A 13,827-nucleotide genomic window follows, 5' to 3' on the forward strand; every position below is an offset into this window, starting at 1 on the left:
GGCACAACATGTGGGGTGAGCGCCCATCCCGCCTGGTTCATTTTGCGACAGCCTGTCGAAGGCTTCGATGGTGGTGTCGATGATGTTGGAGTCGACCGATTCGCAGTGAGCGAGGACCAACGCGCTCACGGGCCCCAGCCGCTGCTGTACGAAGTCGAAGACTTCGCCGGGAGCGTCGGTGTCCGACAGGTCGGCTTCGAGGGACACAGATCGAGCCCCGGGGTCGTGGAGGTCCTGTTGTCGCTCCACGACTTCGGTGGGGTCACGCTGCCCCACGGCATGCGGGCGTCGTAGCGGCTCCAGTGGGTCGTGGCCAGGTCCCAGCCCTCACTTGCTAACCGCCGGGCGATAGCTGCGCCGATGCCGACTTGATAATCAGATGGTTATCCAGTTCTGAGTCGCTCGTCAGGCGTCCTGATCAGTGCTCGGGTCGCGTAGACGCCCGATGCAACGCTGGAGCAGCTCCGTCAGTCGATGCTCGTCGTCTGGGCCGAAACCGCTCACCATGCCCCGCCTCCACGGCGTGAACCCGCTGACGGCACTAGTTCAGCACCCTACCGCTAATTTTCGTTCCGATCCTCGCGATACCCCTACTCAGACCCCTCACCCTGGTCGTCGCCCACCTCAGCACGGACTCGAGATGGCTGCGGTGCGGCACACCGTCGGGGCGTCGACGCTAGCGTCGCCGGCCGTCCCGGCTGCGAACGTGGTCATCACGAGCGCCATGGCCACCCGGGAAGGGGTCAGCGATCGCCGACCTGTCGTCCCAGGCCGCCCTCGCGGGCCTTGACGATGGCCTGCGCGCGGTCGGACACCTGCAGCTTGTTGAAGATGCTGGAGACGTGGTTGCTCACCGTCTTGCCGCTGATGTACAGCTTCGACGCGATCGTGGCGTTGTCGAGGCCAGCCGCGATCAGGTGCAGCACCTCACGCTCACGGTCGGTCAGCTCGGTGAACGGGGTCACCGCAAGGTCCTGGGTGTCGGCGCGCTGGAAGAACTCGGTGAGGCGACGGGCGATCTCCGGGCCGAACCGGGCCTCGCCGGTCGCCGCCGACCGGATCGCGGCCAGCACTTCGTCCTTGTCGGCGCCCTTAAGCAGGTAGCTGCGCGCCCCGGCGCACATGGCGGCGAACAGCGAGTCGTCGTCCTCAAGCATCGTCAGCATCACCACGTGCACGTCCGGGTGGTCGGCCAGTACCCGCCGGGTTGCCTCGATGCCGTTCATCTCGGGCATCTGCACGTCCATCAGCACGACGTCGCAGACCACCTCCTCGACGACCGACACGGCCTCGTCGCCGGTGCCGGCCTGGCCAACCACGGCCGTGTCGGCGGCGGCGTCGAGCAGAGCAGCCAGGCCCTGGCGGAACACGACGTGGTCGTCCACGACCACAACCCGGATCGACGGCGAGGAGCTCGCGGACGCGGCCACGTCGCTGGTTCCGGTGGCCGGGTCAGGGCCACGTTCGTCAGTGGCCACGGGCCACCTCCGTGTCGCCCGTGGGCACCGCGTCGTCGGCGATGGACGTGGCGACGGGAAGGGTCGCCTGGACGATTGTGCCACCGTCGGGTGCGTCGGCTGCGGTGAACGTGCCGCCGAGCTCGTCGGCGCGATCACGCATCGAGTGCATCCCGACGCCGGCCCGGGGCACCACCGGCAGCCCGATACCGTCGTCGACCACGCGAATGTCCAGGACCCGCTCCCGCACGCTGAGGGTGACGGTGCAGGTCGATGCCTCGGCGTGCCGCACCACGTTGGTCATCGCTTCGCGTGTGATGCGCCACGCGGCCACCTCCACGGCCGCGGACAGTGCAGGCAGCGGGTCGGGCTCGGCGCGGATGCGCATCGCCATCTTGCCGGAGCCGTCGATCTGGGCGACGTGGGCGACCAGGGCGCCGGCCAGTCCCAGCTCGTCCAGTGCGGGTGGCCGCAGGTCGTGCACAAGCCGCCGGATGTCGGCCACCAGCTCCTGGGTGTCCGCCTTCAACGACTGCAGCAGGGCGCGAGCTCGAGCCGGGTCACGGTCGACCTGGTCGGTGGCGGCGTCCAGCGCCAGGGTCTGGGCGGCCAACGACGGACCCAGGCCGTCGTGCAGGTCTCGGCGGATCCGACGTCGTTCCTCCTCGCGGGCCAGCACCAGCTGCTCGCGGGAGTGTTGCAGATCGGCGGTCAGGCGGGCGGTCGCGGCCACTGCACCGGCCTGCTTCGCGATGTCGGCAAGCAGCCGGCGATCTGCCAGGCCAAGCGACGCGTTGTCGGAGCGCGGTGCCGCCAGCAGTTGTCCGACCTGCTCGTCGCGATGCACCAGCGCCACCGACGCAGGAGCGGCGAGTCCGTCCGCGCTGCCGTGCTCGGCCCGGACCACCTGGCCGTCGCGCTGGTCCAGCTCGACCGCCACCCACGGCAGTTTGAGCGAGCGGGCAACCGTGTCCACCACCGCCTGCAGGGTCTCGGTCGGGGTCCCGGCAGCGGTCATCACGTCGCCCACCCGCGACAACACCGCGTACGGGTCGCCACGCTGGCCGAACATCAGCCGGTTGACCAGGCCCTGCATCCGGCGGCGGGCCGGGTCAAACGCCACGGCCACGAGCCCTGTGGCGGCGAGCGCCAGCCCGCGGTCGCTCGCGCCGGGGACCAGTGCACCCGCGCCGGCGACCACCGTCACGTACACCGCGATCACGCCGACCGTGAGGAGCCCATACACCAGGGTGCGGTTGACCACGCGACCGAGGTCGTAGAGACCACGCTGCAACACGCCCAGCCCGATCGCCACAGGCAGCGCACCGATCGCGACCGCCATGAGGAGGTCGACGACTGGGACCAGGCCGAGGTCGATCCCGCTCTCGGTCAGCAGCGTGTTGCCGACCCGGATCACCGCGGCGGCGGCCAGCAGCCCGAACGCGTAGAGCACCCAGTTGATCTGGCGACGGGCCCGCTCGCCGGATCGCCGCCACCGCACGACCATGCTCGACACCCCGACGACCGCCGACGCCAGCGTCAGGACCACCCACGGCACAGCGATCACGGCCTCCGCCACCGCAAGGGATCCCGGCACTGCCAGGATCCCGGTCGGGTTCATCGGTGGCTCGACCAGCGGGTTGCCCTCGAAGAAGTTCGAGACCGGACGCTGCACCACCATGAACAGCGGGATGTAGACCACCCACCCGATCACCGTGGCCCGCACGGCACGCCCCCACCCCCGCGTGACCGGGCGCCCGTCGGGGAACAGCGCGGGCAGCAGCAGGAACCCCAGCAGCCACTGCACCATCCACCAGTCCTGGTACCAGGCGGCCGCCATCGCCAGCGGCCAGTCGGCCTCGGGCCGGAGCACCCAGGCCAACTCGGTGTACTGCAACGCCAGACCATTCGTGGTACCGACCACCGCCATGGCCAGCAACAACCAGCCGTAGCGCACCGCCTCGCCTCGCCGCACCACCAGCGCACCCACCACGGCGAACACCACCATCGCCAGAGAGCTCGATAGGTGGTCCAGGGCCCGGGTGCCACCCAGACCCACCAAGACCCAGCGCCCCACCTCGCCGGCCAGGACGATGGCAGCCAGCACGATCACCACCGGCAGGCGCCACGGCCGGCCCGGAGCCGAACCGGCCCGAGCCGGCGTGTGCTCATCCCTGGCAGTCATCACTGCCCCCTGGCATCGGCTGTCCTACGCCCCACGGGCATGTCATCGTACGTGGCCGCGGCACGACCGGCGTGTCGGGACGCGCGCCGCCCCCCTGGGTTCACGACCCGACCGCCGGCGCCCCTGCGCGTCCACGTCGCACCACGGTCACCAGGAACACCACGCCCCACGCCACCGCCGCGATCGCCCAGATCGTCGACAGCCCCGATGCCGACCCGGGGAACACCAGCGAGTGGGCCCCGAACAGGATCGACGCGAGGCCGGCCGTCCAGGCCGGCAGGCGCCAGCCATCGTGGTCGCTGGCCCCGAGCAGCGCACAGGCGATCATGACCACGCCCAGCAGCGCAGCGGTAGCCCAGTGCTCGACCCCGGCATGCGGGTCACCGGCAGCGTCGAGGAACTGCAGACGGGCGTTCGCGAACGCGTAGACCGCCCACGGCACGGCGGCCACGGCCGCCAGAACCACGAGGTCACGGTCGAACGTCGGACGGCGGAAGAAGTCACGCATACGCGGGTGCAGCGCCGCGAGCACCAGGATCGGGATCGTGACGATGAGGTCCTCGCTCACCCACGCGGTGAAGGTGCCCGCAAGGCCGAAGACGACCGCCCCCGCGATCGCCACCACCACCGCCTGCAACATCGGCGCCACCCGGCGCCACGGCCTGCGCAGCTGCACCAGGATCGGCGGCACGGCGGCCCAGGCCACCAGCCCGATCACCATGAAGTGGCTGCGGTGGATCAGGAGGCCCCCCGGGTAGTCACCGCCGTCACCGCCGCCCGGCAATCCCGCCACGACGTCGTCCGGCAGCCACATCAGAACCACCTCCAACAACCCGAACACGAAGTAGGCCAGCACGAACAGCGCCATCAACGCGCTGAACACCCGGAAGGCGATGCGGTGGCCCTTCGACCAGGTGAGGTCGTCGGCGCCGACTGGGGCCCTGGTGCCCGGTGACGCCGCCGACCCATCGTCAGGCGCGCCTGGCTCGATTCCGTCGTGTGCTCGTGTCGTGTCATCGCTCATGGCCCGCTCCCTTTGACGAGTTGCTCACCACCCAATCGTGTGGGCACCTCCTTCCCGCCGTCATGGGTGCAGCCCCCCAAACCCGGCCGGGAAATCCGTCGACAGCCAGACATCCACACATGTGCGACGGGCAGTTGCGTCAAGTCATGCACCTGCCCGTCGGACTCGATCGACGTTGCGGGGTCAAGCTGCTTGCCCCTCAAGCCCTATGGCGTGGGCCCGGCACACACGGTGGCCAACACCTCGGTATCCGGGTCCTCGTGGGGACCGCACGGTCTCCTCCCCCGTCACCAGGTCCTCCACCCAGCATCCGCTCAGGTTGCCAGGATCCCGCCGGCACCGCTCGCTCCGCTGCCATCCGGAACGCCGCCGCGTGCCAATGGCCGAAGGGCGGCACTCCACGAACGCGCCAACGGTACTCAGCGTGACATTGGGGGTTGGTAGAGCGCGAATCGCGACTCCAGTGCGGACACCGGGAGGGGTTCACGTCGCCCCAGCCATCCGAGTCCCACAACGCGGCCCAACATCCGCGCCGGGAAGCGCGGCAACACGGTCCTTGCCGGGTAGGGTTGAACTCAGGTGCTGCGGTCGGGCATCACGCACCCTAACCGTCGGCTCCCTGCGCGAATCGCATGATGGGCGCCGGAACCTACCGGTATCCGCCGCTCCACGGGTCCTGAACGGGACGGTGGCATGATGTGGTCGCCGTCCCGGCCTGGTGTGGCTTCCCCGTGTGGATCGTGGCAACGTGCGCTGGACAGCGGCCAAGTAGATGGAGCCGACGGTTCAGGAGGTCTTCGTGGCGGTCTTCTGCCAAGTCCGGGTGGCGCGAGGAACCCAGGAAGACAGCATCAACCTCGAGCAGCGGGTCGAACAGCGGTTGGAAGCGGCTGGTGGACCACCGGAAGGGCTCATCTTTCTGTGCGTCCATCCCGAGGACGATGGCTTCCGCATCGCCATGGTGTTTCGTTCCATAGAGGCGGCCCACGCGGAGGTTGACGGCCACCTCCGATCGGAGGCCGCTGAGGTGGGCATAGAGCTGGGTGAGCTCGCGGTCGATCCCGTCTGGGGCATGGCTCTGCCCGGTGCGTACTGATGCGCGGGCGCGAGTCCTTGTAGACGGAATAGTCTACAAGGGGTACCCTTCCTCCCATGAGCGACACCACGACCGTACGGATCGATCGCAGCACCCACGAGGAACTCCGTCGTCTCGCCAACGAGCGTCACATGACCGTTGCCCAAGCCGTCGCTCGCGGTGTGCGGCTGCTGCGACAAGAGCAGATGGGCCAGCAGCTCACCGCTCCGCTCACCGACGACGAGGGCGACTGGCTGGATGCAAACCTCGGGTGATGTCGTCGAGGTCGACCTCGGCGTTCCGGCGGGCTCCGAAGCCGGCCTGCGTCGACCCGCGGTGGTGATCACCGCTGACCGCGTCTTGGCGCAAGGCCCCAGCGTTGTGCAAGTCGTGCCACTAACGAGCACTGTGCGCGGCTACGCGAGTGAAGTCACCGTACCCGCGGATCCCGCCAACGGACTCGAGGTCGATTCGGCCGCGCAGTGTCAGCACATCCGGGCCATTGCCGCCCAGCGGATCGACCGAACCCTCGGCAACGTCGGACCGGTGATCCTCGCGCAAGTCCGCGGCACGCTCTCCACGCTGCTCGACCTCTGATGGCACAACGTTGCCGGTGGCGCAGATCCGCTGGCGCTCGTGGTCCTCGAGCTCTAGCCATCGTCGTCGCGCCGCGGTGGTCGGACCATGCCACCGGAGCGCCCGGTTGCTCCGTCTGTAAGGGCCGCCGCTGAGGACAGCACGCCGCGAGCGTGCCCATCCCTGGACGATCTGAACCAGTTGGGCAGGCCGTTCGAACCGTTCGAATGTCACATCTCCCGGCGTACCGAGGATCTGGCGACTCACGGGATGGTCGCCATGTTGAACCCACAGCACGGGGATCGCTGCCTGCAGGACGGCCCAGGCAAACTCCTGACCGACGCCGGCACCCGGTTGCCAGCCGTGCACGATCAGGGCATCACTGCGCGTCAGAACCTCAAGGCAGTTCTGCCTGAAGACCTGCTCGGGCGTCAGACCCTGGTGACGGTGAGCGGACGAATGCTCGATGGGCGCATAGGTTTCTAGCGAGAACCCGAGGCCATCGTAGTCGAGGCTGCTGATGGCCTGTGTGATCGCGTGAAGTTCGCTTTCGAGCAGTCGGGCATCCTCGCCGGACGCTTCGCTGAGTCGCGTCAAAGCGGAAGCGACGTAGAGGTGGCATGTGCGATCGGTGAACTCGCTCCTCGGAAAGGGATCCGGCGGAAGGTTCCCATCGGGCTCGAACAGAGGGGGCTGGTTATCGCTGTTCATGTCGATCCGATCCGGGCACGTACCCACGCGACGAAGTTGTCCAGGGGGAGGTCGCCTGCGGCTACCGCAACCATGACCTCCACGGTCTCGTCGCCCTCCGGCCCATCCGTTTCGGGGGCGACCCACGTGCAGTCGTTCCTCGCGGCGAACTCCATCATGCAGAGCAGCGCCGTGCGCTTGTTCCCGTCAGGCAGCGGATGGTTCGCGACCAGCCGATGGCCAAGAACCGCGACCTTCTGAACGAACTCGGGATAGAACTCGACCTCGCCGAAGGCCGCCCGCGGAGCGCCGAGGGCAGATTCCGCCAGCGGCAGGTTCACCTGCATGTAGAGGTCTTCGGCCCTGACCTGCAGGGCACCCTCAGCGATCAACAGGTAGTCGGCGAGGTCGAGGTAGCGGGTCACTGATCGGCGAGACGTTCCAGGATGCGCCGGTTGTTCTCGAGGTGCTGCTTGAGGCGGCCCTGGAAGTCCGGGTCGTTCCGGCGCTTCGCCAGCGCCTCGCTGATCGCGTCTCGAACAATCTTGGAAACCGGCACGCCCTCGACTTGCGCGACGGCCTCCAGCTCCTCGTGCTGGTCGGCGTCCTGGCGGATGGTGGTGACCTTGGTCTCAGGCATGTGCCCCTCCTTGGGTGGCGGCTTCGGTAAGCGTATCTCAGCGAAGTCTTGACTACACATGATTCGTATGCTCTATTCTCGCATACAGGTGGGCAGCCGCCCACCGAACCGCGACCGACACAGAAAGGCAAGCCGATGCCACGTCCCGAAACCCCGCCTGACCACGCGCCGGGCCGACCCGACAAACCCTAGCAAGCCCGACCCGCCCGGGCCCCCGCCTGACCGCCCAGGGCCGCCTCCGGACCGGCCTGGGCCGCCGGACGCCCCGCGGCCCCCCAAACGCCGGGAGGTCGCGTGACCCCTGGGGCTGGGAAGAGCGCCGTTCCCGCCTGCTCAAGGCCGAGAAGCAGGGTCTCGAGCAGGCGGGAATAGCCGTCGCCCTCTACACGCCGGACCCGGAAACCGACCAGTGGGCGGACGCGTTCGATGTCGACGTCGCGTTGCGGCTCGAGTACGAGATCCAGGGCCGCACGCTGCTGCTGTTCGTGGCCCTGCCAGATCTCTATCCGAACTTCCCACCGGTGGTGTTCGCGCCGAACGAGCGGCTCGCGCGCCATCAGGATCCCGACACCGGCGCACTATGCCTGGTGCGGAACGCGTGGCAGTGGGATGCGTGGCAGTGGGACCCGAGCCGAGACACCATCCTCACACTGCTGACCGAGCAGATGCCGAAGCTCCTGCAGACGCAAACGGAGGGGGAGCCCATTTGCCTAGAGGCGGGGGATGCTCCGAGTTCACGCAACCGATGCAGCCCGCCGGGGAATGACCGATAGTCAAAGACGACGACCCATGCTTGTGGGAAAGACCGCGGTCACTGCGTCACATCGGATCCTGCCGGCCCGGTGAATCAACATGCGAATTGACGAGTGCGTAGCGATCGTCAGGAGGTAACGTCGAACCTGCTCCCGGTCGCTGTTCTTCTCCTCCTCGTTGAGGTCTGCGTAGGAAGTTTCAGCTTGCTCTGTCCACCGTTGCACCAGCTCTGCGGAGATTGACAGTGAGCCATCCTCGTGCATCTCGCACTTGCTATGAAGGTAACGTTGCCAGTGCGCCCACCGATCATGCTCCAGCGCGGCCAGCTCTTCAACCAGCGCTTCACTGCGCAGCGTCGCGAGTACGCCGCCCAAGCAAGCACTCATTCAGATCAGTCCCTTGTCGACGAGCTGCCAATAGTGCTGACCGAGAACGGTAAGCTGACACGACTTGCTCTCCATCGCGGCATGCCACATGTGCGGGGCGTCGACAGGACGCACAAGGTTGACGCGCGCATAATTCTGGCGCTTCTGCAGTATCTTGAAGGTTGCGGTGTGGGCGGGATCGGGCGGCGGGATTTTCGGATCTGATTCTTGCTCCGGCGAACGTCCCGGCTCATGCGCTCCCCCAAGGGCACGGCACCGCCCGGTGGGACGGCCGTGTCGGCGAGCGGCGATGCCGACCGGGTCAGGCTGGCAGGACGGCGACGTCGTACTGGGCGATGCGCGCGTCGCGGGTGACGAGGGTGAGCCCTTCGGTTCGGGCCTGGGCGACCAGCATGCGGTCGAAAGGATCGGTGTGGTGGTCGGGCAGGTCCCCGACGGCCAGCGCGTGGGTGATGGTGATCTCGAGCGGCTCGAGGCGTGCGCTCGTGAGCTGTTGCGGCAGGTCGTCGGGTGCGTGCAGCTTGCCGAGGGCCTTCTTGATCACGATCTCCCAAACGGACACCGTGCTGACCAGGACGCGGTTGCGTCCATCGGTGATCGCGTCTCGCGCTCCATTGGCCAGAGTCGGTTCGTCGGCCAGCGCCCACAGCAGTGCGTGGGTGTCGAGTAGGAGGTTCACGGTTCGTGGCCTTCGAAGGCCCGCTGGAGACCCTCTGGCAGCGGGTCGTCGAAGTCCTCGCCGATCCACACCTGTCCTTCCCAGCCGCCGAGCGCGCGCGGTCCGGGATCGGCCTCGTAGGCCTGCAGGACCGCAAGGGGCCTGCCGGCCTTGCCGATCAGCACGCGCTTGCCCGCGGCTGCCTCGTCGACCAGGCGGGACAGCTGGGCCTTGGCCTCGGTGATGTTGACAACCCGGGACACGGCGTCCTCCCCCTCGCTCGGCACCTCGCATCGTATTCCCATGGTACAAGACCAGACCAGACCAGACCAGACCACATAGGGGTGTTCGGGCCCGCTGGCGCCGGCTCAGACACCGAGCGCGCGGACTCCCCAGCCGAGCAGCGCCGCGCACACCACCGCCGCTGCCAGCTGGCGAACCGCAATGGTGACAGCGAGGGACCAGCCGCGCTCCCTGGCGATCGTCAGGACGGTCACCAGGCAGGCAGGGCGACGCCGGCCAGGTACACCGCGGTCACCAGCTGGCCGGGCGACAGTGCTGCGAGCACACCCGGCTCGGCAAGCAGCAAGATGCCGTCCTTGCGCACCGCGGCCATCACCGTGGGCAGCGCCGCCTCCGCCGGCAGCGCCACGACCGCCATGACCGGTCGGAGCACACCCGACAGGGCGTCGAGTCCCCCCGGAGGCCACCAGCAGCGACGCCGCCACGGCGATGACGGCGAACACCGGCACGGCCTGCCGCAGGAAATGGACGAGGGTGACCGACGCCTCCCGCCATACCTCGCCGGCGCGGGGACGGACGAGGAACCGGCGGTGGTGGTGCAGCAGGAGGTTGGTGCGTGAGCGGGCGGCGGGGTCGGCCACCAGCCGGGTGTAGGCCACCGTGGTAGTCACCAGCACGGCGAGGTAGGGCCACACCAGCCTGGGCCGGCCGGCGGCGGCCATGCAACGCCGCGACCGCCGTCTTAACCCGGCCCTGCGTGAGCCGGACGAGTGCGAGGCCGGGCTGTGGTGGACGACCGAGCTTGTGGCCACGACGGTAGGCCTCCTTGGCCCCTGCGTGATCGCCCGGGAAGGGACGCAGTCAAGGTAATCAGGCTTCGGCGCCAACGCGGCCCTTCGGGCATAAGGACCGCATCGGGCGTCGGGGCCATCGGCGGCGCAACATACTGCTAATCGGCGCTGGTGTGCACCAAAGCGCGAGCACTGCTCACGTTCCCAGCGGAAGCCGCACCCGGACGAGGCAGCGTTGTTTCTGCGACGGGGAGGTCCGACCCGGTGGCGTATCCGCGTGGTGACGCCGTGACGCGGCGTCGTGTGCGCGGGCGGTGGCGAGGCTTGTCCCGAGCCCCCGACCGCCTGGCGGGGCACGGTGCCCTGCGTGCGGTGCCTGCAATAGGGACCTCACATCCGGCGTCCTTTAGGTAGGGAACCACGCTGCGGGCAGTCCCGTGGCGCCCGGCTTACCAGGAGGAAGCTCATGTCGAACAAGGCCGTTGTCAGCTTGAACACAGGACTCGAGGACACCGAGACGGTGACCGTGGCGCTGCTGGTCGCGGTGGGGGCCGCGGAAACGGGACGCCCCACCGTGATGTTCCTGACCAAAGAGGCCGTGCGGCTCGCCCAGCGCGACATCGCCGTCGGCTCGGCTTGCGACGGGTGCCCGGCCCTGCCCGATCTGCTGAAGCGTTACGAGGACGCCGGGGGACGGCTCTTCGTGTGCCCGGTCTGCTTCAACGCCCGCCAGCTCGACGACTCCACGCTTGTGTCCTACGCCGAGATCCAGGGGACCGTGCCGCTGTGGGAGTGGGTCGGCGAGGAGGGTGCCACGGCCTTCACCTACTAGTCGTGGTCGCACCATCCTGAGCACTTCTTTGCAGCCGGGTCGATGGGGCCACACCGGTTCCGGAGAGCGCGGCGCCTGCACAACCGTGTGCGGTCCGGAAGATCGGCGGCTCGGCGCCATTCAGAAAAGCCATCCTCGATGCGGCGTGGCGGCCCTGCGCTTGGAGGCGGCGGACGGCGTCGTCGGCGCAGACGCAGAAGGGGCCGCGGCAGTAGGCGACGATGTCCCGGTCCGCGGGCAGGTCGTCGAGGCGCTCGAGCTGTCGGGTCGGATGTGGACGGAGCCTGGGAGATGCCCGGCGGCGTACTCGTCTTGGGGGCGTACGTCCACGACGACGACGTTTCCGCGGTCGAGCCGTTCGAGGAGCTCCTCGCCGGTGAGCGTGGGGACGTCCTCGCGGTCGCCGAGGTAGCCGCGGACAAGGTTGCCGATGCCTACCACCTGTGCTTCGGCGACCGTACGCATCGCCTCGAAGCCTGACTCGGTGCGCGGCGGGGCTCGGGGACGGCGCGAGGCCACCCCGCCGCCCGGGTCCCGGCGTGCAATAGGACCACCCGTCGATGCGTCCTTACCGATAGCGGGACCGACTACAGACAGCAGACAGCCGACAGCCGAAGCCCGACAACACGCGAGGAGACGGACACGATGACTGCGACAGGACCCACGCGCGCGGCCGCGACGCAGACGCCGGTCGACCCCGGCACGTTGCGGGAGGAGGTGCGCCGCAAGTACCGCGAGGTCGCGCACGATCCGCGGGGTGCGCACCACTTCCACACTGGGCGTCGGCTGGCCCGCCGGCTCGGCTACCCCGACGATGTCGTCGACCCGCTGCCCGATGAGGCCGTTGAGTCGTTCGCCGGGATCGCGAACCCGTTCACCCTGCGGCCGCTCGAGCCCGGCGAGAAGGTCATCGACATCGGCTCGGGCGCCGGCTTTGACAGCGTCATCGCTGCCGGCCAGGTCGGCTCGAGCGGTGTCGTCGTCGGCGTCGACATGACCCAGGACATGCTCGACAAGTCCCGGCGCAACGCCGCTGCGCTCGGGCTCGCTCACGTCGAGTTCCTCGAAGGCCTCGCGGAGGCGCTGCCGGTTGCCGACGGCTGGGCCGACGTCGTGATCTCCAACGGCGTGTTCAACCTGTGCCCCGACAAGCACGCGGCGTTCACCGAGGTCTGGCGCGTGCTCGCCCCGGGAGGCCACCTGCAGTTCGGCGACATCGCCAACGGCGCCCCGGTCCCCGCCGAGGCGGTGAAGGACATCGACTTGTGGACCGGGTGAATCGCCGGCGGCCTGCCGTGCGCAGGCTGGCAGCAGATGCTCGAGGAGATCGGCTTCGTCGACGTGCGCATCGGTGAGCGGGTCGACACGTTCGGTGGCGCGCCGGGTGAGACCAACGCCCGCGCCTACGACGTCTACGGCTACCCGTTCCTCGCCCACAAGCCCGACAACACCTGGAGGGATTCACGATGACGGCCGCCACAGGGGACACCGTGTCCCCCGCCGATCAAGCCAAGGTCGTGCTGTCGCACGCGGCCGGCTACGCGGGTCACCGCACCATCGCGATGGGGCTGCGCAGCGGCCTTATCGAGGCGCTCGCCCGCCGGCCGGAGGCCACCACGCCCGACCAGCTCGCCGCCGATCTGGGCTTTGACCCGTTCTACACCGCGGTGTGGTGCCGGTCAGCGCTCGCCGCCGGGGTCTGCGAGCGGGTCGGCGACGGCTACCGGCTCGCCCCCCACATGGACACGCTGCTCCTCGACGACCGTTCCCCCGCGTACGCCGGTGCGCTCTTCGGCGTCTTCGAGCAGCCCGAGCTGTTCGACCGCTTCGAGCGCGTGCTGCCCACAGGGCAGCGGCTGTGGTGGGACGAGTGCAGCCCCGAGTGGATCGCCGGGGTGACTGGCACCGGCACCCCCTTCTACACCCGCCTGGTCCCGCAGGGCCTCAGCGACGTGCCCGGCCTCGCCGAACGGCTCGCGTCCGGCTGCCGGGTCGTCGACACCGCCTGCGGCACGGGGGTGGGCCTGCTGCGCCTCGCCGAGCACTACCCGGCGTGCGAGCTCATCGGCGTCGACGGCGACGCCCACTCGATCGGCCTCGCCGCCCGGCGCCTGGCCGAGGCCGGGGTGGACGAGCGTGTGACGCTGCACGTCAGCCCGCTGGAGGAGATGACGATCGACGAGCCGGCGACGCTGGTGATCAACAACATCTCGATGCACGAGTGCCGCGACATCGACGAGACGACGAGAAAGGTCAAGGGAACGCTCGAGCCCGGCGGCTGGTTCGTGATCTCTGACTTCCCGTTCCCCGAGACCGACGAGGAGCTGGCGACCGTGCCCGGTCGGCTGATGTGCGGGATCCAGTTCTTCGAGGCGCAGATCGACGATCAGCTGCTCCCGCGCCGGGTCTACGACGAGCTTCTCACGCGGCACGGGTTCACCGATATCGGGTCGGCGCAGCTCGCCCCGGTGCACGCGTTGACGTGGGGTCGCCACCCGTCGGGTGTGTGACAATGCA

General features: G+C 68.9%; 20 protein-coding genes. 8 read left to right on the forward strand and 12 right to left on the reverse strand.

Going from position 1 to position 13,827, the window contains the following annotated elements:
- From WD250_10000 to WD250_10015, 4 genes are all read right to left on the reverse strand, one after another.
- On the reverse strand, positions 1-207 hold a 207-nt coding region (locus WD250_10000), incomplete at its 3' end, for a hypothetical protein (protein MEX2620540.1).
- Between the two features lie 536 nt (positions 208-743).
- The gene (locus WD250_10005; protein ID MEX2620541.1) at positions 744-1,478 is read right to left on the reverse strand and encodes a response regulator transcription factor; all 735 of its coding nucleotides are present in this window, start codon (positions 1,476-1,478) and stop codon (positions 744-746) included.
- Positions 1,468-3,642, reverse strand: coding sequence for a sensor histidine kinase (locus WD250_10010; protein ID MEX2620542.1), 2,175 nt, complete (start codon positions 3,640-3,642; stop codon positions 1,468-1,470). The genes WD250_10005 and WD250_10010 overlap by 11 nt, the downstream gene beginning before the upstream one ends.
- Positions 3,643-3,742: 100 nt before the next feature.
- A complete protein-coding gene (locus WD250_10015) occupies positions 3,743-4,666 on the reverse strand; it encodes a hypothetical protein (GenBank protein MEX2620543.1) in 924 nt (307 codons plus the stop codon).
- Between the two features lie 772 nt (positions 4,667-5,438).
- On the opposite strand from WD250_10015, the gene WD250_10020 reads away from it, so the two are divergent.
- Together WD250_10020 and WD250_10025 are read left to right on the forward strand one after the other, a co-directional pair.
- Entirely contained in the window at positions 5,439-5,762 is a 324-nt protein-coding gene (locus WD250_10020) for a hypothetical protein (protein MEX2620544.1), read from the forward strand.
- A 56-nt stretch (positions 5,763-5,818) separates the two neighbouring features.
- Positions 5,819-6,016, forward strand: a complete 198-nt coding sequence (locus WD250_10025) for a hypothetical protein (GenBank protein ID MEX2620545.1) — start codon at positions 5,819-5,821, stop codon at positions 6,014-6,016.
- Positions 6,017-6,137: 121 nt separating this feature from the next.
- On the opposite strand, the gene WD250_10030 is transcribed toward WD250_10025, so the two are convergent.
- The 3 genes from WD250_10030 to WD250_10040 are packed head-to-tail and all read right to left on the reverse strand — an operon-like array spanning position 6,138 to position 7,647.
- Positions 6,138-7,028 carry a hypothetical protein gene (locus tag WD250_10030; protein MEX2620546.1) on the reverse strand — a complete coding sequence of 297 codons (891 nt, stop codon included), beginning with the start codon at positions 7,026-7,028 and terminating at the stop codon, positions 6,138-6,140.
- Positions 7,025-7,432, reverse strand: a complete 408-nt coding sequence (locus WD250_10035) for a Fic family protein (GenBank protein ID MEX2620547.1) — start codon at positions 7,430-7,432, stop codon at positions 7,025-7,027. Before WD250_10035 ends, WD250_10030 begins: the two co-directional genes overlap by 4 nt.
- Positions 7,429-7,647 (reverse strand): ribbon-helix-helix protein, CopG family, encoded by a 219-nt coding sequence (locus tag WD250_10040; protein MEX2620548.1) that lies wholly within the window; start codon positions 7,645-7,647, stop codon positions 7,429-7,431. Before WD250_10040 ends, WD250_10035 begins: the two co-directional genes overlap by 4 nt.
- Positions 7,648-8,087: 440 nt before the next feature.
- On the opposite strand from WD250_10040, the gene WD250_10045 reads away from it, so the two are divergent.
- Entirely contained in the window at positions 8,088-8,420 is a 333-nt protein-coding gene (locus WD250_10045) for an E2/UBC family protein (protein ID MEX2620549.1), read from the forward strand.
- On the opposite strand, the gene WD250_10050 is transcribed toward WD250_10045, so the two are convergent.
- From WD250_10050 to WD250_10070, 5 genes are all read right to left on the reverse strand, one after another.
- Entirely contained in the window at positions 8,421-8,774 is a 354-nt protein-coding gene (locus WD250_10050; protein MEX2620550.1) for a hypothetical protein, read from the reverse strand. It lies immediately after the preceding gene.
- A gap of 313 nt (positions 8,775-9,087) precedes the next feature.
- Positions 9,088-9,465, reverse strand: a complete 378-nt coding sequence (locus WD250_10055; protein ID MEX2620551.1) for a type II toxin-antitoxin system VapC family toxin — start codon at positions 9,463-9,465, stop codon at positions 9,088-9,090.
- Positions 9,462-9,731, reverse strand: a complete 270-nt coding sequence (locus WD250_10060) for a type II toxin-antitoxin system prevent-host-death family antitoxin (protein ID MEX2620552.1) — start codon at positions 9,729-9,731, stop codon at positions 9,462-9,464. Before WD250_10060 ends, WD250_10055 begins: the two co-directional genes overlap by 4 nt.
- Positions 9,732-9,812: 81 nt before the next feature.
- Positions 9,813-9,941, reverse strand: coding sequence for a hypothetical protein (locus tag WD250_10065; protein MEX2620553.1), 129 nt, complete (start codon positions 9,939-9,941; stop codon positions 9,813-9,815).
- Positions 9,938-10,120 (reverse strand): hypothetical protein, encoded by a 183-nt coding sequence (locus tag WD250_10070; GenBank protein ID MEX2620554.1) that lies wholly within the window; start codon positions 10,118-10,120, stop codon positions 9,938-9,940. The genes WD250_10065 and WD250_10070 overlap by 4 nt, the downstream gene beginning before the upstream one ends.
- Positions 10,121-10,944: 824 nt before the next feature.
- Here WD250_10070 and WD250_10075 point away from each other — a divergent pair.
- From WD250_10075 to WD250_10095, 5 genes are all read left to right on the forward strand, one after another.
- Positions 10,945-11,310, forward strand: a complete 366-nt coding sequence (locus WD250_10075; GenBank protein ID MEX2620555.1) for a DsrE family protein — start codon at positions 10,945-10,947, stop codon at positions 11,308-11,310.
- Between the two features lie 291 nt (positions 11,311-11,601).
- Entirely contained in the window at positions 11,602-11,790 is a 189-nt protein-coding gene (locus WD250_10080; GenBank protein ID MEX2620556.1) for a hypothetical protein, read from the forward strand.
- Between the two features lie 165 nt (positions 11,791-11,955).
- A complete protein-coding gene (locus WD250_10085; GenBank protein MEX2620557.1) occupies positions 11,956-12,588 on the forward strand; it encodes a methyltransferase domain-containing protein in 633 nt (210 codons plus the stop codon).
- 36 nt (positions 12,589-12,624) lie between these two features.
- A complete protein-coding gene (locus tag WD250_10090; GenBank protein ID MEX2620558.1) occupies positions 12,625-12,780 on the forward strand; it encodes a hypothetical protein in 156 nt (51 codons plus the stop codon).
- Entirely contained in the window at positions 12,777-13,820 is a 1,044-nt protein-coding gene (locus WD250_10095; protein ID MEX2620559.1) for a class I SAM-dependent methyltransferase, read from the forward strand. Before WD250_10090 ends, WD250_10095 begins: the two co-directional genes overlap by 4 nt.
- Positions 13,821-13,827 lie beyond the last annotated feature (7 nt).

This window comes from Egibacteraceae bacterium (assembly GCA_040905805.1).
Taxonomy (GTDB): domain Bacteria; phylum Actinomycetota; class Nitriliruptoria; order Euzebyales; family Egibacteraceae; genus DATLGH01.